16 protein-coding genes are annotated in these 18,989 nt (G+C 71.5%); 10 read left to right on the top strand and 6 right to left on the bottom strand.

What is annotated here, in order from left to right; all coding sequences use genetic code 11:
* Both AB0F03_RS18765 and AB0F03_RS18760 read left to right on the top strand, forming a co-directional pair.
* Positions 1-162 (top strand): transposase (locus tag AB0F03_RS18765; protein ID WP_361992828.1); only part of this gene is annotated, 162 nt, incomplete at its 5' end.
* A gap of 138 nt (positions 163-300) precedes the next feature.
* Positions 301-1,161 carry a serine protease gene (locus AB0F03_RS18760; RefSeq protein ID WP_361992803.1) on the top strand — a complete coding sequence of 287 codons (861 nt, stop codon included), beginning with the start codon at positions 301-303 and terminating at the stop codon, positions 1,159-1,161.
* Positions 1,162-1,262: 101 nt separating this feature from the next.
* Here the strand turns inward: AB0F03_RS18760 and AB0F03_RS18755 are convergent, their stop codons facing one another.
* A complete protein-coding gene (locus AB0F03_RS18755; RefSeq protein ID WP_361992800.1) occupies positions 1,263-1,493 on the bottom strand; it encodes a hypothetical protein in 231 nt (76 codons plus the stop codon).
* 440 nt (positions 1,494-1,933) lie between these two features.
* Here AB0F03_RS18755 and AB0F03_RS18750 point away from each other — a divergent pair, with 440 nt between their 5' ends.
* The 6 genes from AB0F03_RS18750 to AB0F03_RS18725 all read left to right on the top strand — a co-directional run bounded on the left by AB0F03_RS18750 (position 1,934) and on the right by AB0F03_RS18725 (position 9,088).
* Positions 1,934-4,057, top strand: a complete 2,124-nt coding sequence (locus AB0F03_RS18750; RefSeq protein WP_361992797.1) for a DNA topoisomerase IV subunit B — start codon at positions 1,934-1,936, stop codon at positions 4,055-4,057.
* A 465-nt stretch (positions 4,058-4,522) separates the two neighbouring features.
* Positions 4,523-5,044, top strand: a complete 522-nt coding sequence (locus AB0F03_RS18745; protein WP_361992795.1) for a DUF1453 domain-containing protein — start codon at positions 4,523-4,525, stop codon at positions 5,042-5,044.
* Positions 5,041-6,192, top strand: a complete 1,152-nt coding sequence (locus AB0F03_RS18740) for a histidine kinase (protein ID WP_361992793.1) — start codon at positions 5,041-5,043, stop codon at positions 6,190-6,192. Before AB0F03_RS18745 ends, AB0F03_RS18740 begins: the two co-directional genes overlap by 4 nt.
* Entirely contained in the window at positions 6,189-6,878 is a 690-nt protein-coding gene (locus AB0F03_RS18735; RefSeq protein WP_361992790.1) for a response regulator transcription factor, read from the top strand. The genes AB0F03_RS18740 and AB0F03_RS18735 overlap by 4 nt, the downstream gene beginning before the upstream one ends.
* Before the next feature lie 69 nt (positions 6,879-6,947).
* The gene (locus AB0F03_RS18730; protein ID WP_361992788.1) at positions 6,948-7,496 is read left to right on the top strand and encodes a DUF485 domain-containing protein; all 549 of its coding nucleotides are present in this window, start codon (positions 6,948-6,950) and stop codon (positions 7,494-7,496) included.
* Complete coding sequence (locus tag AB0F03_RS18725) at positions 7,493-9,088, top strand: cation acetate symporter (RefSeq protein ID WP_361992785.1); 1,596 nt, start codon at positions 7,493-7,495, stop codon at positions 9,086-9,088. Before AB0F03_RS18730 ends, AB0F03_RS18725 begins: the two co-directional genes overlap by 4 nt.
* Before the next feature lie 17 nt (positions 9,089-9,105).
* On the opposite strand, the gene AB0F03_RS18720 is transcribed toward AB0F03_RS18725, so the two are convergent.
* From AB0F03_RS18720 to AB0F03_RS18705, 4 genes are all read right to left on the bottom strand, one after another.
* Positions 9,106-9,783: a response regulator gene (locus AB0F03_RS18720; RefSeq protein WP_361992782.1), complete on the bottom strand. Its 678-nt coding sequence runs from the start codon at positions 9,781-9,783 to the stop codon at positions 9,106-9,108.
* Entirely contained in the window at positions 9,780-11,474 is a 1,695-nt protein-coding gene (locus AB0F03_RS18715) for a sensor histidine kinase (protein ID WP_361992781.1), read from the bottom strand. The genes AB0F03_RS18720 and AB0F03_RS18715 overlap by 4 nt, the downstream gene beginning before the upstream one ends.
* A 128-nt stretch (positions 11,475-11,602) precedes the next feature.
* On the bottom strand, positions 11,603-12,544 hold the full coding sequence (locus tag AB0F03_RS18710) for a sucrase ferredoxin (protein WP_361992778.1): 942 nt from the start codon (positions 12,542-12,544) through the stop codon (positions 11,603-11,605).
* Between the two features lie 53 nt (positions 12,545-12,597).
* Positions 12,598-13,857 (bottom strand): citrate synthase, encoded by a 1,260-nt coding sequence (locus AB0F03_RS18705; RefSeq protein ID WP_361992776.1) that lies wholly within the window; start codon positions 13,855-13,857, stop codon positions 12,598-12,600.
* Between the two features lie 140 nt (positions 13,858-13,997).
* On the opposite strand from AB0F03_RS18705, the gene AB0F03_RS18700 reads away from it, so the two are divergent.
* Both AB0F03_RS18700 and AB0F03_RS18695 read left to right on the top strand, forming a co-directional pair.
* Positions 13,998-15,164: a citrate synthase/methylcitrate synthase gene (locus AB0F03_RS18700; protein ID WP_361992773.1), complete on the top strand. Its 1,167-nt coding sequence runs from the start codon at positions 13,998-14,000 to the stop codon at positions 15,162-15,164.
* Between the two features lie 134 nt (positions 15,165-15,298).
* Positions 15,299-16,411, top strand: coding sequence for a GTP-binding protein (locus AB0F03_RS18695; protein ID WP_361992771.1), 1,113 nt, complete (start codon positions 15,299-15,301; stop codon positions 16,409-16,411).
* Positions 16,412-16,500: 89 nt separating this feature from the next.
* On the opposite strand, the gene AB0F03_RS18690 is transcribed toward AB0F03_RS18695, so the two are convergent.
* Complete coding sequence (locus AB0F03_RS18690; protein ID WP_361992768.1) at positions 16,501-18,960, bottom strand: DNA topoisomerase IV subunit A; 2,460 nt, start codon at positions 18,958-18,960, stop codon at positions 16,501-16,503.
* Positions 18,961-18,989 lie beyond the last annotated feature (29 nt).

Below are 18,989 nucleotides of genomic sequence, written 5' to 3'. Positions count from 1 at the left end.
CCCGGCTTCGACCGCGAGGTCTACAAGCAGCGGAACACGGTCGAGCGGTGCATCAACCGGCTCAAGCAGTGGCGCGGCCTGGCCACACGAACCGACAAACTCGCCATCGCCTACCAGGCCGCACTCCACCTCGCCGGCATCCTCATCTGGACCCGACGCTGACCAAAGAGACAGAACCTAGGTCGCGGTCGTACGGCGAAGGCCCGGTCCTCCTCGCGGAGGCCGGGCCTTCGTGCTGCGTGCGGCGGGCGGTTGGCTGACTCTGGGTGTCCCAGCAGCATCGCAGAGTGAGGAGTCCCTATGCGCCGTTCCCTTGCCCGGGCACTGATCCGGCCGCTCGCCCTGGCGGCCGCCATCAGCGGTATATCCCTGGTGACCGCCGTCCCGGCCGTAGCCGGGAGCGTGGTGGTCGGGGGCTTCCCGATAGATGTCTCCCAGGCTCCGTGGACGGTGGCGCTGGCCAGCCGTGACCGGTTCGGAGGTACGCGGGCGGGCCAGTTCTGCGGCGGTGTGGCCGTGGCTCGCACCGTCGTGCTGACCGCGGCCCACTGTCTGTCCGAGGAGGCCCTCGGGGTGCCACCGAACCGGGTACGTGATCTCAGAGTCATCGCGGGCCGTACGGACCTGCTGTCGGGCGAGGGAGAGGAGATCGCCGTACGGGACGTCCAGGTCAATCCCGCCTTCGAGGCCACGACCAATTCCGGCGACTTCGCACTCGTCACCCTCGCCGGGGAACTGCCGCAGAGCGCGGTCGTCGGCATGGCCAGTGCCGGCGACCCGGCCTACACGGCGGGCACCGAGGCCTTCGTGTCCGGCTGGGGTGACACGACCGGCGAGGGTCACTACGCACGCCGGCTGCGTGCCGCACGCGTGCACGTACTGCCCGACGCCTCGTGCGCCCGGGCTTATCCGGGCGGCCCGGAGGGCACGTACCGGGCCGCCACCATGCTGTGCGCCGGCGAGATCACCGGTGGCCCCGACGGCTGCCAGGGGGACAGTGGCGGGCCCCTGGTGGCGGGAGGGCGGTTGATCGGCCTCGTGTCATGGGGGAGCGGCTGTGGGCGGCCAGGAAGGCCCGGTGTCTACACACGGGTCTCGGAGGTCACGCGGGTGCTGCAACCGGCCACAGGGGCCGTACAAGGGCCCTACAGGCGCTCGTGAGCGCCTGCGGGAGAGCATGAGCACGGGCGGCCGCTCCCGGGGGAGGAGCAGCCGCCCGTGCACCGGCCTGTGCCGGGGCTGGCTCGTCGTGTGTGCGAGATTCAGCGTTCTTCTTCAGGAGTGGTGTCCGGAACGGACGTCAGCCGCTCCGTCTCGTCCTGTATCTCAGCGGCGATCTTCTTGAGTTCCGGCTCGAACTTGCGACCGTGGTGGGCGCAGAAGAGCAGTTCTCCGCCGCTCAGCAGGACGACGCGCAGGTATGCCTGGGCGCCGCAGCGGTCGCAGCGATCGGCGGCCGTCAGTGGGCTCGCGGGGGTCAGAACAGTAGTCACGTCGCCTCTTCTCTAGCTCGACGAGCTGTCGTACCAGGGTCAACATCCAACCAGCCCCAAAACGTTCCCGCTCGTGGCTTTTCCTCGAAAAAAGTTTTCCGGGGCGGCTGTCTGCTGCCGGTTGGCGGCGAATGTGCCGTAGTGCGTCTCTAAGTGCGTACGGGTTCGCGCTGTCTTGCGGTCTCGATCCTCCCGGCCGGGTTGCCGGTTGTTCATGAGGACGTGCCCGGAGCCTAAATGGTTCATGCCTCCAAGGGAACGTGATGTGCACTTCACCCCATCGAGGGATCGAACATGCTTACGAGTCTGGTCTAGTGTGAGTTCCCCACGAGGGTGGCGTTACACCGGCTCTACCAGGCCTCGGTACCCTCTGTGCGGCGACCGAAGCCGCCCCCTTACCCAAAAGGGGGCCACCTGAAATTCAGCGAGGAGCGAACCGCGTGACCGCCGATACGTCCGTGCCGTCCACAGCGCTGCTGGCAGGAGCAGACCGGGACGGTTCCAACTACACCGCGCGGCACCTGCTCGTCCTCGAGGGCCTTGAGGCCGTGCGCAAGCGCCCGGGCATGTACATCGGCTCGACCGACAGCCGCGGTCTGATGCACTGCCTCTGGGAGATCATCGACAACTCCGTGGACGAGGCCCTCGGTGGCTACTGCGACCACATCGAGGTGATCCTCCACGACGACGGCTCCGTGGAGGTGCGTGACAACGGCCGCGGTATCCCCGTGGACGTGGAGCCGAAGACCGGCCTGTCCGGTGTCGAGGTCGTCATGACCAAGCTCCACGCGGGCGGCAAGTTCGGCGGCGGCTCCTACGCCGCCTCCGGTGGCCTGCACGGCGTCGGCGCCTCCGTGGTCAACGCGCTCTCCGCCCGTCTCGACGTCGAGGTCGACCGGAACGGCCACACCCACGCCATCAGCTTCCGGCGTGGCGTACCCGGCGCCTTCGCCTCCGCCGGTGCCGACGCGAAGTTCGAGGCCAAGAGCGGCCTGCGCAGGACCAAGAAGATCCCCAAGACCCGCAGCGGCACGCGCGTGCGTTACTGGGCCGACCGGCAGATCTTCCTCAAGGACGCCAAGCTCTCCCTGGAGAACCTCCACCAGCGCGCCCGGCAGACCGCGTTCCTGGTCCCCGGCCTGACCATCGTCGTCCGCGACGAATTCGGCCTGGGCGAGGGCGGGAGCAAGGGCGAGGAGTCCTTCCGCTTCGACGGCGGCATCAGCGAGTTCTGCGAGTATCTGGCTAAAGACAAGCCGGTCTGCGACATCCTCCGCTTCTCGGGCCAGGGGAGCTTCAAGGAGACGGTCCCGGTCCTGGACGAGCACGGCCAGATGACCCCCACCGAGGTCACCCGCGAGCTGGGCGTGGACGTGGCGCTGCGCTGGGGCACGGGTTACGACACCACCCTGCGCTCCTTCGTCAACATCATCGCCACCCCCAAGGGCGGCACCCATGTGGCCGGTTTCGAACAGGCCATCGCCAAGACGATGAACGAGATGCTGCGCGCCAAGAAGCTGCTGCGCGTGGCCGAGGACGACATCGTCAAGGACGACGCGCTGGAAGGCCTGACCGCGGTCGTCACCGTGCGTCTGGCCGAGCCGCAGTTCGAGGGCCAGACCAAGGAGGTGCTCGGCACCTCGGCGGCCCGCCGCATCGTGTTCAACGTGATCTCCAAGGAACTGAAGGCGTTCCTGACCTCCACCAAGCGGGATGCCGCCGCGCAGGCCCGAGTGGTCATGGAGAAGGTGGTCGCCGCCGCCCGCACCCGTGTCGCGGCACGCCAGCACAAGGACGCCCAGCGCCGGAAGACCGCGCTGGAGTCCTCGTCCCTGCCGGCCAAGCTCGCGGACTGCCGCAGCGACGACGTCGACCGCAGCGAGCTCTTCATCGTCGAGGGTGACTCCGCGCTCGGCACGGCCAAGCTGGCACGGAACTCCGAGTTCCAGGCGCTGCTGCCGATCCGCGGCAAGATCCTCAATGTGCAGCGCTCGTCCGTGACCGACATGCTCAAGAACGCCGAGTGCGGCGCGATCATCCAGGTCATAGGAGCGGGCTCGGGCCGGACGTTCGACATCGACCAGGCTCGCTACGGCAAGATCATCATGATGACCGACGCCGACGTGGACGGTTCCCACATCCGCTGCCTGCTGCTCACGCTGTTCCAGCGTTACATGCGGCCCATGGTCGAGGCGGGCCGGGTCTTCGCCGCGGTGCCGCCGCTGCACCGCATCGAGCTGATCCAGCCGAAGAAGGGGCAGGACAAGTACGTCTACACGTACTCCGACCGCGAGCTGCGGGACACGCTCATGGCGTTCCAGAGCAAGGGCGTCCGGTACAAGGACACCATCCAGCGCTACAAGGGTCTGGGCGAGATGGACGCCGACCAGCTGGCCGAGACCACCATGGACCCGCGCCATCGCACCCTGCGCCGCATCAATCTGGCCGACCTGGACGCCGCTGAACAGGTCTTCGACCTGCTGATGGGCAATGACGTGGCGCCCCGCAAGGAGTTCATCTCCAGCTCGGCGGCGACGCTCGACCGGTCGCGCATCGACGCGTGACCGCTGCGCCGGCCTCGGGCTCACCGGTTTCCCGAGGCCGGGGCGGCTGCGCGTAGAGGCGGCGGACGGGCCGGAGGCTGAGGCCTCTCGGCGTGTCGTGGAGGGCGGTACGGGATCGGTGGCGGCGGAAGGCGGATTCCACCGCCGCCGCCATCGCCGCCGCCACCGGCCCCGCCACGACACCGGTGTCCGGCCGCAGTGTCATGGCCGGTCGGCCGGACCGCCCGGTCGCACCCCCGACGCACTCCTCCCGCCACCCCCACCACCTCGGGTCACTCGGGTCACCCCGAGCCGTCACTCCAGCCGACCCGGACGGCTTCTCCACCCGGGGGTGGAGGCAAGGCGCTGGGAGGTTCCACCCGTGATCCACCCCAGCTCCGATCCCGTGACCTGCTCCTTTCCGTAACTTCGAAGGCGTCGGCAGCGCTCGCGGCCGGCATCACCTTCACGGTCAGGGAGGCACCGATGTCCGGGCTCGTCAATGCGCTGGTGATCGTGGCCGTCGTCGGCACAGTGCTCGCGCGGCAGTTGCGTGCCCACACGCTCGACACGGACCGGCGCTGGTGGCTGCTGCCCTTGGTCCTGGCCGTCGTCGCCCTGCGCGAGCCCGGAATCCTGGACGCCCATCACCGCGTGGAGTCCGCCGCCCTGCTCGCGGTGGAACTGCTCATCGGCCTGGCCACCGGCGCCGGCTGGGGCTGGACCACCCGCATCTGGACGGCTCCGGACGGGACCGTCTGGACCAGAAGCACGAAAGCGAGCGTCGCCGTATGGGGCGTCGGCATAGCTCTGCGCGCTGGGCTCTTCGCCCTCGGCTCCGCACTCGGGCTGCACCAGGACAGCTCCGCGCTGATGCTCGGCCTGGCCGGCACCCTGCTGGTCCGCGGCGGGATCCTGGCCTGGCGGGCCCAGTCGTTCGGCGTCGCCGGCCGTCCGGCCCCGGCCTACGGTGACGAGATGCGTTCGGCCTGGAAGGAGCGGGTGTGACGGACAACGCCTGGACACGATGGCCGTCACGCGAAGCGCTCGGCCGCGCGGGCACCACCGTGTCCCGCCGCCTGCTCGCCTGGGCGGTCAGACTGCTCGTGCTCGCCATGCTCCTGTGGGGTGCGTTCAGCCAGAAACACATCGGCGTCTGGGAAGCGCTCGCGGCAGCGGGGGCGATCGTCCTCGCCGCTCTCGTCTCCTGGGCCTTCTTCACCACCACCTACGAACACCGGCTGGTGCGGTCCCTCGCGCTCATGGCCGTACTCCTGTGCATCGCGGTCGCCGCCGAGGCCACCGGGTTCACAGGGCCCGCCCTCGTGATCTGGTGCGGCTGCGGGGTCACCGCGCTGGAGCGACTGCCGCTCGGGGCCGCCGTCCCGGTGGCCTCGGTGGCGCTGGCCTCGTACTCCGCGTTCACCAACGACGTCTGGCTGACCACGGCCGCCACCGTGGCGGGCATGGCCCTGGCCGGATACGTCCTGCGGCTGGACGCCGAAGCGAGAGGCGGTGCGCAGCGGCTGCTCGCCCAGGAGCGGGCCGCACGCACGGCCGAGGCAGAGTCCGCCGCGCTGGCCGAGCGGGCCCGCATCGCACGGGAGATCCACGACGTGCTGGCCCACAGCCTTTCGGCGCAACTGGTGCACCTGGAGGCGGCTCGACTGCTGATCGAGAACGGCGCCGACCGCGAGCGCATCCTGGAGCGGGTGGTGGCCGCCCGGGGAATGGCCCGCGACGGCCTTACCGAGACCCGGCAGGCGCTGTCGGCCCTGCGGGGCGAGCTGACCCCCCTGGAGGACTTCCTCAGCGAACTCGTCAGCGCGGCCGACGGCGCCGAGGTCACCGTCACGGGTGAGCGCAGACCGCTGCCGGCCGAGGCGTCCCAGGCGGTGCGGCGGGTCGCGCAGGAGGCGTTGACGAACGTCCGCAAACACGCCCACGGCGCCCGGGTCCGGGTGCGGCTCGACTACAGGGAGCACGAAGTGGCGCTCCACGTGCGGGACTCGGGCGGCCGGCCGGGCGAACTCGGAGCGGCCGGAGCTGGGTACGGTCTGCTGGGCATGCGTGAGCGTGCCGAGCTGCTGGGCGGTTCGCTGGACGCGGGACCGGACGAAGAGGGGTTCATGGTGACGCTGAAGGTGCCCGTATGACGGATACGGAGGGGGAGAAGAAGCCGGCACGCGTGGTGGTCGTCGACGACCAGACCGTCGTCCGGGAGGGCATCGTGATGCTCCTCGGGCTGCTGCCCGGTGTGGAGGTCGTCGGCGCCGCGGGGGACGGTGAGGAGGCGGTACGGCTGGTCGGGGAACTGGCCCCGGACGTCGTCCTGATGGATCTCAGGATGCCCCGCTGCGACGGCGTGGAGGCGACCCGGCGGATCCGGGCCCAGTACCCCGGCACGCAGGTGGTGGTGCTCACCACGTACGCGGACGACGAGTCGCTGTTCCCCGCCCTGCGGGCCGGTGCCCGCGGGTATTTGACCAAGGACGCCGGTGGAGACGAGATCGTGCGCGCCGTGCGGAGCGTGCTGTCGGGGGACGCGGGACTGTCGCCGAGCGTTCAGCGTCGGCTGCTGGAGCGGCTCTCGCAGCCGGAGCCCGCACCGGCGCCGGCGCCCGCCGGGGCACCCGACGGGCTGACCACGCGTGAGTGCGAGGTCCTGGTGCTGATCGCCGAAGGACTCAGCAATCAGGAGATCGCGCGCCGGCTGCATGTGTCGACCGCGACCGTGAAGACCCACATCAACAACCTCTTCGCCAAGACGGGCCTCAAGGATCGGGCGCAGGCGGTGCGGTACGCCTATGGCAAAGGGCTGGTGCGGCCACCCATCGGATGAGTCACCTGATGGGGTGAAGAGCCCGGGGAAGAAGAGTCGCGGATGCTCCCGGTCTGTCCATGCTTGGGCATGCAGTCAAGCAAAGGTCGCTCCCGCGGAGTCGGGGACGGTCCCGACAGTCCGGCCGGGAACCAGCAGGACCACGGCGCGCCCGCCCGTGACGTGAGGTATGCAGACCCCTGGTACGACGCGCCGGCGGCGGGCTGGGGTGAACTGGACGGCACCGGCAGGCCGACGCCGACCGTGCCGCCCGCTCGCCGGGAGCCGGACGCGGCGGCGGTCCGTGCCCGGGACGTGTACGTCGAGGTCCAGCGCAGCGAGGCGTTCCAGGAAGTGCGCGGAAGGTACCGCCGGTTCGTGGTGCCGGGAGCCGCCGCCTTCCTCGCCTGGTACGTGGCGTACGTGATCGCCGCGACGACCGCGCCCCGGCTCATGGCCCGGCCCGTGGTCGGGGCGGTGAACGTGGGCATGCTCGCGGGACTCGGACAGTTCCTCACCACGTTCCTGCTGACCTGGGCCTACGCCCGGCACGCGCGGCTCCGCCGGGACCGGGCCGCACTGGAGCTGCGCTGGGACACCCAGGAGCTGACCCGCGGAGTACGGAGGGGTGCCTTGTGACCGGTGGCCATCAGACCCTGGCCCTGCTGCTGTTCAGCGGCTTCGTGGCGGTCACCCTCGGGATCACGACCTGGGTGAGCCGCAAGCGGCACGGTTCGGCGGAGGAGTTCTACGTCGGCGGGCGGTTGTTCTCCCCGATGGAGAACGGATTCGCCATCGCGGGCGACTACATGTCGGCGGCCTCCTTCCTCGGCATCAGCGGGCTCATCGCGCTGTACGGGTACGACGGGCTGCTGTACGGGGTGGGATTCCTCGTGGCGTGGCTGGTCGTGCTGCTGCTGGTTGCCGAACTGGTGCGCAACTGCGGGCGGTTCACCCTGGCCGACGTGGTGGCCGCGCGGATGAGCGAGCGGCCGGTGCGGATCGCCACGGGAACTTCCTCGGTCACCGTGTCCGTTCTCTACCTGGTGGCACAAATGGTGGGCGCCGGCAGCCTGGTGGCACTGCTGCTGGGGCGGACCAGCGGTGCCGCCCAGGCCTGGACGGTCATCGGCGTCGGTGCGCTCATGGTGATCTATGTGTCGTTGGGAGGGATGCGGGCCACCACCTGGATCCAGATCGTGAAGGCGGTCCTGCTGCTCGGCGGGACGGTCACGCTAACCGTGCTCGTTCTCGTACGGTTCCACGGAGACGTCGACCAGTTGCTGCTCACGGCCGCGCAGCGCAGCGGGCACGGGAGGGCGTTCCTGGCGCCGGGTCTGAAGTACGGCGGGGACTGGACCGCCCGTCTCGACTTCATCAGCCTGGGAATCGCGCTGGTGCTGGGCACGGCGGGGCTGCCGCACATCCTGTCCCGCTTCTACACCGTACCGACGGCGCGGGCGGCCCGCCGCTCCGTCGTGTGGTCCATCGGCCTGATCGGCAGCTTCTACCTGATGACGATCGTCCTCGGGTTCGGAGCGGCGGCGCTGGTGGGGCCGCAGGCCGTGCGCGGTTCCAACGCGGCGGGGAACACGGCGGTGCCCCTCCTCGCCCTCGACCTGGGCGGCGGAGCGGGCTCCACCGGCGGGACGGTCCTGCTCGCGATCGTCGCCGCCGTCGCCTTCGCCACCATCCTCGCGGTGGTCGCCGGCATCACGCTCGCCTCCTCGGCCTCGGTCGCCCATGACCTCTACGCCTCACTGCGCCGACCGCACCGCGGGGCCCCGCGCAGCGAGGTGACGGTGGCCCGGTGGGCGGCGGTCGGTGTCGGTGTCGTGGCGATCGGACTCGGTCTGCTGGCCCGCGATCTCAACGTCGCCTTCCTGGTGGGTCTCGCCTTCGCGGTGGCCGCGTCGGCGAACCTGCCGGCCCTGCTCTACTCGCTGTTCTGGCGGGCCTTCACCACACGCGGGGCGGTGTGGGCGGTGTACGGCGGACTGTTCCCGGCGATCGGGCTCGTGCTGCTCTCCCCGGTAGTGTCCGGCAGTCCGGGTTCCCTGTTCCCGGACGTCGACTTCCAGTACTTCCCGCTGGAGAACCCGGGCATCGTCTCCATCCCGCTCGGCTTCCTCGCCGGCTGGCTGGGCACGGTCACCTCGGACGAGGTCGCGGACGAGGCCAAGTACGCGGAGACGGAGGTGCGCTCGCTGACCGGGGCCGGGGCCGTCTGACCGGGCCGCGCCCGGCGCTACGGCGCCACCCAGGCGTACCGGTGTTCGGGCCGGCCGGCGTCGCCGTACTTGAGGGTCAGGCGGGTCCGTCCGGTGCGTTCCAGGAGCTTCAGATACCGCTGGGCGGTCTGCCGGCTCACCCCTGTCCGCTCGGCGATCTCCTGGGCGGACAGCGGTCCCTCGGCGTTGATCAGCGCCTGGCGCACCAGCTCGGCCGTGGTGGGGGAGTGACCCTTGGGCAACCGGGGCTCCGACGGGGCGGACAGGGCACCGAAGATGCGGTCCACCTGCGCCTGTTCGGCCTCACCGCCGCCGTCCAGGGTCCGCCGCAGCTCGGCGTACGCCTCCAGCTTGGCCCGCAGCCCCGCGAAGGCGAACGGTTTCACCAGGTACTGGAGCGCTCCGTGCCGCATGGCCGCCTGCACGGTCGACACGTCCCGTGCCGCGGTCACCATGATCACGTCCGTCTGGTGGCCGCGACGGCGCATCTCCCGGACGACCGCGAGCCCCGTGCCGTCGGGCAGATAGTGATCCAGCAGGACGAGGTCCAGCCTCGGCAGGGTCTCCACCCGGTGCAACGCCTCGGCCGCGCTGTGGGCCTCGCCGGCCACATGGAAGCCGGGCACTTTCCGCACGTAGGCGGCGTTGACGCGGGCGACGCGGATGTCGTCGTCCACGATCAGGACCTCGATCATCGCGCCTCCTCCTCGGCCTCGGCGGTGACGGCGACGCCGGTGGTCCCGGGCTGCTCCTCGCGTACCGCCGGATCGCGTTCCGGCTCGGTCAGCGCCTCGGGCAGCACCACGGTGAACTCCGCGCCGCCACCGGCCGCCGTGCCCACGGTCGCGCTGCCGCCCTGCCGTTCGGCGAGTCGGCGTACCAGGGAGAGCCCGATGCCCCGCTTCCCGTGCGCGGGCGGCTTTTTGGTGGACCACCCTTCCGTGAAGACCAGCTCCCGCTGGTCCGCCGGGATGCCGGGGCCCGTGTCGCACACCCGGAGGACGACCGTACGGCCCTCCGTGCGCAACTCGGCCTCCACGCGCGCGTGCGGGGCGCCCGCCACCGCGTCCACGGCGTTGTCCACGAGGTTGCCCACGACCGTCACCAGCCCCTGCGGATCGATCAGCCGATCCGGGAGCCGGGTGCGCTCCGACACCCACAGGGCGACCCCGCGCTCGGCCGCCACGGTCGCCTTGCCGACCAGCAGCGCGGCCAGCAGCGGGTCCTGGATCCTCTCGGTGACCTGCTCGGCGGTGGCCCGGTGGTCGCCGACCACTTCACCGACGAACTCCACGGCGTCGTCGTACAGCTCCAGTTCCAGCAGCCCGAGCAGCGTGTGCAGGCGGTTCGCGTGCTCGTGGTCCTGGGCGCGCAGGGCGTCGATCAGCCCGCGGGTGGAGTCCAGTTCGCGCCCCAGCTGCTCCAGTTCTGTGCGGTCGCGCAGGGTGGCGACGGCGCCCCCGTCGTCGATGGGCATCCGGTTGGCGACCAGGACCCTCTGGCCGCGCACGGTGAGCAGGTCGGTCCCGGTCACCCGGCCGGCGAGCACGTCCGTCGTACGGCCCGCGCCGAGCGCCTCGTCGGGGGCACGTCCGACCGCCTCGTCGCCGATGCCCAGCAGCCGCCGCGCCTCGTCGTTGAGCAGCCGGATCCGGCCGCCGCGGTCGAGTGCGACGACGCCCTCACGGATGCCGTGCAGCATCGCCTCGCGCTCGGCGAGCAGCGCGGAGATGTCGGAGAACGCCAGGTCCCGGGTCTGCCGCTGGACCCGGCGCGAGATCAGCCAGGCGGCCAGTGCGCCCACCGCGAGCGCGCCGCCGGCGTACGCGAACAGCCCCGGGATCGCACTGATCAGCCGCGCCCGGACGCTGTCGTAGGCGATGCCGACCGAGACCGCGCCGACGACGCGGTGGCCGGCGTCGTACAGCGGAACCTTCCCACGGGCCGAGCGCCCGAGGGTGCCCTTGTCGATCTCCATGACCTCCTTGCCGGCCAGGGCGTCGGTGGGGTCGGTGGAGACGCGCCGGCCGATCTCCGAGGCCGTGGGGTGCGACCAGCGCACCCAGTCCCGGTCCAGCACGACGATGTACTCGGCGTGAGTGGCCCGCCGTATTCGCTCGGCCTCCCTCTGCACGGGACCGGTCCTGTCCGGCGGGGCGGTGAGGACGCCTTCGGCGATCTGCGGATCCTGGGCGGTGGTCTCGGCGATGGCCAGCGCCCGGCGCATCGCCTCCTGGTCCAGCTGCTTGCTCAGCGGTGCCAGGAACAGCCCGGTCGCGAGCACCGCGACTCCCGCGGCGATCGCCACCTGCATCAGCAGCACCTGCGAGAACATCCGCCGGGGCAGACCGAGGCGCAGACGACGGGCGGGGGGAGTGGGGCTCATACCCCGACGGTACGGGGGGCGGCCGTGAGAGCCCCAGCGGGTGTGGTGTGGATCTCTTGATCAATTCTTGACGTGCTGATCAATGCTTGACAGCCAGTCGGCCGTTGCCGCCCGTCGCGCCCGCCTGCCTAGCTGGCCAGTGCCGTCCGGCTCAGTGCGCGCACGTCCGTCACGTCCATCCGCGCGGGCGCACCGAGCACCGCCGCGCCGCAGCTCTCCGGGCGGGGCGGCAGCGACGCGCCCTGAGCCACGGTGACGCGCCACCGGCGGCCGTCGGCGTGGACGGCGGTGACCTCCCAGCGCGGGGCCGCGCCGTCGGTCCGTACGACGCTGAGCACACCTGCCCGGTACTCGGCCGCGGCCGACCGGACCGCCAGTTCGGCCGCCTGGCCGGGCCGGCCCCAGGCGGAGCACCCGCGGCATCCCTCGACGACCACCCGCCCCTCCCGCACAGCGTGCAGGGCCTCCTTGACGGTGTGGGCCCCGGCGCGGCCGTAGGCGTAGCCGTACGGCAGGACGAGCACCGTCGGCGCGAAACGATGTCCACCCAGATGGGTGACCTCCCACACCCCGCGCACTCCCGAGTCGGCCAGCTCGGCGGCGAGGGGGCGGCCGAGGAGGGCGCAGCAGCGGTCGCGTTTGCCGTTGGTGCACACGAGCGCGAGCGGGTCGCCGTGATGCGGCCGTCCGCCGAGGACGGCGCCGAGGGAACGGGGGTCGCCCGCTCCCAGGGCGGCGAAGTCGAGTCCGAGGAGCCGCTGCGGATCGCGGGTGGTGGCGCCGTGCAACCACACGCGTCCGGGAACGGTGTGGGCCGCGTACACCTGGCGGACCGGTGAGGTGCCGTAGTCCGCGTGGGGCCCGGGGCGCCGGATCAGGGCGACGCGTACGCCTGTTCCCTCGGCGGCGGCCTCCAGGGCCCGGCCCAGCACGGGGTCCAGGTGACTGGCAGTGAGCGCCTTGGCACCCCACGGGCCGGGCTGCTCCAGCAGCAGCCACGTCGTCGCCGTGGCCGCCGTGCCGGAGAGCGGCTCGTCGAGGGTCCGGGAGACAGTCGCACACCTACTCACAGAGGTGAGCCTAACCTGAGTCCCTTCGAGGTGACTTCCGGCCGGGCCGTGTCCTAGCCCGGGAGGGGCTGCGGCGGTCGCGGGCCGACGTAGTGGCCGCTGGGGCGCATGCGCAGCGGGCGCTCGCCGTACTCCTCCAGGGCGTGCGCGATCCAGCCCGCCGTCCGCGCGACGGCGAAGACGGTCTCGCCGGCCGTGGCGGGCATGCCGCTGGAGGCGGTGAACACGGCGAGGGCCAGGTCGACGTTGGCGTGCAGCGGGGTGTGCCGGGCGGTCGTGGCGACGATGTCGCGGGCGGCGAGCAGCGCGGACTCCGCGCGCGGGACCTTCTCCAGGAGATCGAACAGCACGCGCGCGCGGGGGTCTTCGCCGGTGTAGAGCCGATGGCCGAGCCCGGGTACGCGGTGGCCCGCGCGGAGCTCGTCGGCGATCACCGGGACCGCCGCGCCCTGGTCGAGCACGTCGAGCAGCATCCGGTGGGCCAGACCGCTGGCGGCGCCGTGCAGGGGGCCCTCCAGGACGCCCAGACCGGCCGAGACGGCCGCGTAGGCGTGCGCCCGGGCGGAGGCCGCGACCCGGACCGCGAGCGTGGACGCTGCCAGGTCGTGGTCGGCGAGCAGGGCCAGCGCGGTGTCCAGGACGTGCAGGGAGGCGTCGTCGGCCGGACGGCCGGTGAGCCGTCCCCACAGGCGGTGGGCGAGCGGACCGTCGTCCTTGTGGTCGTGCCGGGCCGGCGGCAGCGCGGCGACGAGGGTGGGGATGAGGGTCCGTGCCGTGTTCAGCACGGCCTCCTCGGACAGGTCGAAGCGCAGCGGGTCCTCGGCCGCCGCGGCGATCGCCGCCACCCGCAGCCGGTCGGTCGGGGAGGCGTGCTCGGAGAGGGCGTCGACCGCGCGGCGGGCGACCTCGACGGTGGTCGGCGGCGCGGAGAACGTCACCCCCGGGATCAGCCGGCCCGTCCACAGCCACTCCGCGACCTCCTCGTAGGAGTGGCGGACGGCCAGTTCGACGGCGTCCACGCCCCGGAAGAAGTACCGGTCCTGCTCGATCAACGTGATCCGGGTGCGCACGGAGAGGTCTCCGCCGGTGCCCGGGCCACCGGCCGCGTCGCGCCGGTTGCGGCGGGCGAGGGCCTCCACCTCCTTGGCCTCGAAGGTGCTGGCCCGGCCGCCGGGTTCGCGTCTGCTGCTGAGCAGGCCGCGGCTCACGTACGCGTAGACCGTCTCGGGCTTCACGCCGAGCAGCTCGGCGGCCTCCTTGGTGGTCAGCCGGCGCCCGGGCCGGTGCGGCGGAGCGGGTTCGTGATCGCGCATGGAGGCCACCGTAGCGGTCTCTGCACACGTTGACGCCTCAATATTGATTCAATCAATATTGACAGAGTTCAAATCAACTGTGGATAGTCGCATCAAGTTCAGCAGGTCCACAGGATCCAGCAAGTCCAGGGAGGAAAAACATGACCGTCGACAGGACCGCCACCCCCCTCATCGACGCCCCGCGCGGCCTCGCGGGCGTCGTCGTCACCGAGACCGAGATCGGTGACGTCCGGGGCCGCGAGGGCTTCTACCACTACCGCCAGTACTCGGCCGTCGACCTCGCCCGTACCCGCGGCTTCGAGGACGTGTGGCATCTCCTGGTGCACGGCGCGCTCCCCGACGCGGAGCGCGGTGCCGCCTTCGCCGCGCAGACCGCGGCGCTGCGACGCCTGCCCGAGGAGGTCAGCGCGGTCCTGCCCGCGATCGCCGAGGCCGGTCGCGTCTCCGGTCCGCTGGCCGGCCTGCGCACCGCGCTGTCGCTGCTGGGCGCCACGCGGGGTTTCCGGCCGGTGTACGACATCGACGCGGACCGGCGGCGCACCGACACCCTGGCGGTCTGTGCGGCCGCACCCACCCTGCTGGCCGCTCTGTACCGGCTCGGCCAGGGACTGGACCCCGTTGAGCCGCGCACGGACCTCTCCCACGCGGCCAACTACCTGTACATGCTCACCGGTTCCGAACCCGAACCGCGCCGGGCCCGTGCGATCGAGCAGTACCTGATCTCAACCATTGATCACGGATTCAACGCGTCAACGTTCACGGCCCGTGTCATCGCGTCCACGGGTGCCGATGTCGCGGCCTGCCTGACCGGTGCCGTCGGCGCGCTGTCCGGGCCGCTGCACGGAGGTGCGCCCAGCCGGGCCCTGGACACGCTGGACGCGATCGGGACGCCCGGCCGGATCGACTCCTGGATACGGCAGCGGGTGCTCGCGGGCGACCGGATCATGGGCTTCGGGCACGCCGTCTACCGTACGGAGGACCCTCGTTCGCGGATGCTGCGCGAGATCGCCCTCGGCTTCGGCGGTCCCCGGGTGGACTTCGCGGTGGAGGTCGAGCGTCGGGTGGAGGCGATCCTCGCCGAGCTGAAGCCCGGCCGTGAACTGCACACGAACGTCGAGTTCTACGCCGGCGTGGTCATGGAACTGTGCGGCCTGCCCCGGGAGATGTTCACGCCCACCTTCGCCGCGGGACGGGTGGTGGGCTGGAGCGCCAACGTCCTGGAACAGGCGGCCGACTCGAAGATCATCCGCCCGGCGGCGCGGTACGTGGGACCCGAGCCGGTGGCCGCGGTGCCGGCAGCCGGGTAGTCGCCGGGAGGGCGGGCCGACGTGCCTTTCCCCCGCGCTGCCGCCCGCTCGTATCCTGGACCCTCGGTCCATGCTCGTCCGCGTGCCGGGCTCCGAGCCGCCGGTGCGCGCTGGTGCGTCAGAGAGGTCGCCCGTTGGGGAACAGCTCAGGGAACAGCCGCGGTGCGCGGCAGATCCCGGTCGTCGTGCTCGCCGGTTTCCTGGGCTCCGGGAAGACCACGCTCCTCAACCACCTGCTGCACCGCAGCGGAGGCAGCCGGATCGGGGCGATCGTCAACGACTTCGGGGCCATCCAGATCGACGCGATGGCCGTCGCGGGCGCTCTCGGCGACTCGACCGTCTCGCTCGGCAACGGCTGCCTGTGCTGTGCCGTCGACGCCGGTGAACTTGACCTCTACCTGGACCGGCTGGCCGCGCCCGCCGCCGGCATCGACGTGATCGTCATCGAGGCCAGCGGGCTCGCCGAGCCGCAGGAACTCGTGCGGATGGTCCTGGCCAGCGAGCATCCGGGCATCGTCTACGGCGGCCTCGTCGAGGTCGTCGACGCCGCCGAGTTCGACGACACGCGCGCGAAGCACCCCGAGATCGACCGGCACCTCGCCCTGGCCGACCTGGTCGTCGTCAACAAGCTCGATCGCGCGGACGACGCCGGCCGGGTCCTGGACCTCGTCCACTCGCTCACCGACCGCGCCGCCGTCGTCCCCGCCACCTACGGCCGCATCGACCCGGAGTTCCTCTTCGACTGCAAGCCCGTCGGGGAGCGCGTCGGGCAGCTGTCCTTCGACGACCTGCACGAGCCCGGCGCGGACGACGAGCATGCCGGCGCCGGCCACCTGCACACCGGTTACGACAGCCTGTCCTTCACCTCCGGCGTGCCCCTGGAACCCCGCCGGCTCATGGAGTTCCTGGACAGCCGCCCCGAGGGGCTGTACCGGATCAAGGGGTACGTCGACTTCGGGCCGTACGACCCGCTCAACCGCTACGCCGTGCACGCCGTCGGCCGGTTCCTGCGCTTCTACCCCGAGCCCTGGCCGGCCGGCGCCGACCGTCTCACCCAGCTCGTGCTGATCGGCTCCGGGATCGACATCGACGCCCTCGACAAGGCACTCCGAGCGTGCAGGAACGACGCCCCGCACGCCGACGAGCACGGCATGTGGGGCGTCCTGCGGTATGTGCCGGGCTCCGAGGAGGAGCCGGCCGCGGAAGCGGACGAGGCCTGGGACACCGGCGTCGCTACCGGGGCGTGAGCACCGGCCCGGTCACCGAGGTCCGGGGGCCCCGCCCCGTCACCGAGGCGGTGCTGGACCACCGGCCCCGCCACCCGCCCGAGGCGGTCCTAGACCACCGGCCCCGCCACCACCGCCACCGTCTTCGGCAGCGATGTGCCCGAGCCGTCCCGGCGGGGGTCGGGTTCCGGCAGGTCCGCCGGGGTGCCGTTCTTCTGCGCGGCGCGCGCGGGAGCCGGGCCCGCCCAGCCCAGCGACAGGCAGTCCTCGCCCTTCAGGAACCGCTGGCAGCGCACGCCGCCCGTGGCACGGCCCTTGCGCGGATACTGGTCGAACGGGGTCAGCTTGGCCGTCGTCTGCACCGAGTCGTCCAGCGTGCCGCGCGATCCGGCCACCGTGATCACCACCGCGTCGACGGCCGGGTCGACCGCCGTGAACGAGATCACCTTCGCGCCCTCGGTGAGCTTGATGCCGGTCATGCCGCCCGCCGGACGGCCCTGCGGACGCACGATGGAGGCCTGGAAGCGCAGCAGCTGCGCGTCGTCCGTGATGAACACCAGGTCCTCGTCGCCGGTGCGCAGCTCCACCGCGCCGACGATCCGGTCGCCGTCCTTGAGGGTGATGACCTCCAACTCGTCCTTGTTGGACGGGTAGTCGGGCACCACGCGCTTGACGACGCCCTGCTCGGTGCCGATCGCCAGCCCCGGGGACGACTCGTCCAGCGTGGTCAGGCAGACCACCGTCTCGTCGCCCTCCAGGGAGACGAACTCCGCCAGCGGAGCGCCTCCGGAGAGGTTCGGCGCGGAGGCCGTCTCCGGCAGCTGCGGCAGGTCGACGACGTTGATCCGCAGCAGCCGGCCCGCCGACGTCACCGCGCCGATCACCCCGCGCGCGGTCGTCGAGATCGCCGAGACGATCACGTCGTGCTTGACGCGCCTGGCGTCCGCTCCCTCGGGGGACGTGTCGACGCTCGCCGTACGGGCCAGCAGTCCCGTCGAGGACAGCAGCACCCGGCACGGGTCGTCGGCCACCTGCAACGGCACGGTGGCCGCCGGGGAGCCCGCGGACTCCAGCAGGACCGTGCGCCGGTCGGTGCCGAACTTCTTCGACACGGCGGCCAGTTCGGCCGAGACCAGCTTGCGCAGCTCCGCGTCCGACTCCAGGATGCGGGTCAGTTCCGCGATCTCCGCGGTGAGCCTGTCCTGCTCCGACTCCAGCTCGATCCGGTCGTACCTGGTGAGCCGGCGCAGCGGCGTGTCGAGGATGTACTGCGTCTGCACCTCGCTCAGCGAGAACCGCTCCATCAGGCGGCCCTTGGCCTGCGCGGAGTTGTCGCTGGAGCGGATGATCCGGATGACCTCGTCGATGTCGACCAGCGCGGTCAGCAGACCCTCGACCAGGTGCAGCCGGTCCCGCCGCTTGGCACGGCGGAACTCACTGCGGCGCCGGACCACCTCGAAGCGGTGGTCCAGGTAGACCTCCAGCAGCTCCTTCAGGCCCAGGGTGAGCGGCTGGCCGTCGACCAGGGCGACGTTGTTGATGCCGAAGGACTCCTCCATGGGCGTCAGCTTGTACAGCTGCTCCAGGATCGCCTCGGGCACGAAGCCGTTCTTGATCTCGATGACCAGGCGCAGGCCGTGTTCGCGGTCGGTGAGGTCCTTGACGTCGGCGATGCCCTGGACCTTCTTCGCGTTGACCAGGTCCTTGATCTTCGCGATGACCTTCTCGGGGCCGACGGTGAACGGCAGTTCGGTGACGACCAGGCCCTTGCGCCGGGCGGTGACGGTCTCGACGGTGACCGTCGCGCGCATCTTGAACGTGCCGCGGCCGGTCGCGTAGGCGTCACGGACGCCGCCGAGTCCGACGATCCGGCCGCCGGTGGGCAGGTCCGGGCCCGGCACGTGCCTCATCAGCGCGTCGAGGTCGGCGTTCGGGTAGCGGATCAGATGGCGGGCGGCGGCGACGACCTCGCGCAGGTTGTGCGGGGGCATGTTCGTCGCCATGCCGACCGCGATGCCCGAGGAGCCGTTGACCAGCAGGTTCGGGAAGGCGGCCGGCAGCGCCACCGGCTCCTGCTCCTGGCCGTCGTAGTTCGGCGCGAAGTCGACCGTGTCCTCGTCGATCGACTCGGTCATCAGGCTCGACGCCTCGGCCATCCGGCACTCGGTGTACCGCATGGCCGCCGGGGGGTCGTCGTTGCCCAGCGAGCCGAAGTTGCCGTGGCCGTCGACGAGCGGCACGCGCATGGAGAACGGCTGTGCCATGCGCACCAGGGCGTCGTAGATCGAGGCGTCGCCGTGCGGGTGCAGCTTGCCCATGACCTCGCCGACCACGCGCGCGCACTTCACGTAGCCGCGCTCGGGGCGCAGGCCCATCTCGTTCATCTGGTACACGATGCGGCGGTGCACCGGCTTGAGGCCGTCACGGGCGTCCGGCAGGGCACGCGAGTAGATGACCGAGTAGGCGTACTCGAGGTAGGAGCCACGCATCTCGTCCACGACGTCGATGTCGAGGATCCGCTCCTCGTACGAATCGTCGGGCGGCGGGGTCTTCGTGCTGCGGCGGGCCATCGCTGCCGGCTCCTTGCTGAAGCGACTGA

It is taken from the genome of Streptomyces sp. NPDC028722 (assembly GCF_040637655.1).
Classification (GTDB): domain Bacteria; phylum Actinomycetota; class Actinomycetes; order Streptomycetales; family Streptomycetaceae; genus Streptomyces.
The sequence above is the reverse complement of the archived record's forward strand: the minus strand, read 5'-3'. Positions and strand labels throughout refer to the sequence as shown.

Bases quoted from the DNA above. Each gene is read 5' to 3' on its own strand.
- AB0F03_RS18760 (WP_361992803.1), top strand. From the start codon at position 301: ATGCGCCGTTCCCTTGCCCGGGCACTGATCCGGCCGCTCGCCCTGGCG.
- AB0F03_RS18745 (WP_361992795.1), top strand. From the start codon at position 4,523: ATGTCCGGGCTCGTCAATGCGCTGGTGATCGTGGCCGTCGTCGGCACA.
- AB0F03_RS18735 (WP_361992790.1), top strand. From the start codon at position 6,189: ATGACGGATACGGAGGGGGAGAAGAAGCCGGCACGCGTGGTGGTCGTC.
- AB0F03_RS18730 (WP_361992788.1), top strand. From the start codon at position 6,948: ATGCAGTCAAGCAAAGGTCGCTCCCGCGGAGTCGGGGACGGTCCCGAC.
- AB0F03_RS18720 (WP_361992782.1), bottom strand. From the start codon at position 9,783: ATGATCGAGGTCCTGATCGTGGACGACGACATCCGCGTCGCCCGCGTC.
- AB0F03_RS18715 (WP_361992781.1), bottom strand. From the start codon at position 11,474: ATGAGCCCCACTCCCCCCGCCCGTCGTCTGCGCCTCGGTCTGCCCCGG.
- AB0F03_RS18705 (WP_361992776.1), bottom strand. From the start codon at position 13,857: ATGCGCGATCACGAACCCGCTCCGCCGCACCGGCCCGGGCGCCGGCTG.
- AB0F03_RS18700 (WP_361992773.1), top strand. From the start codon at position 13,998: ATGACCGTCGACAGGACCGCCACCCCCCTCATCGACGCCCCGCGCGGC.
- AB0F03_RS18690 (WP_361992768.1), bottom strand. From the start codon at position 18,960: ATGGCCCGCCGCAGCACGAAGACCCCGCCGCCCGACGATTCGTACGAG.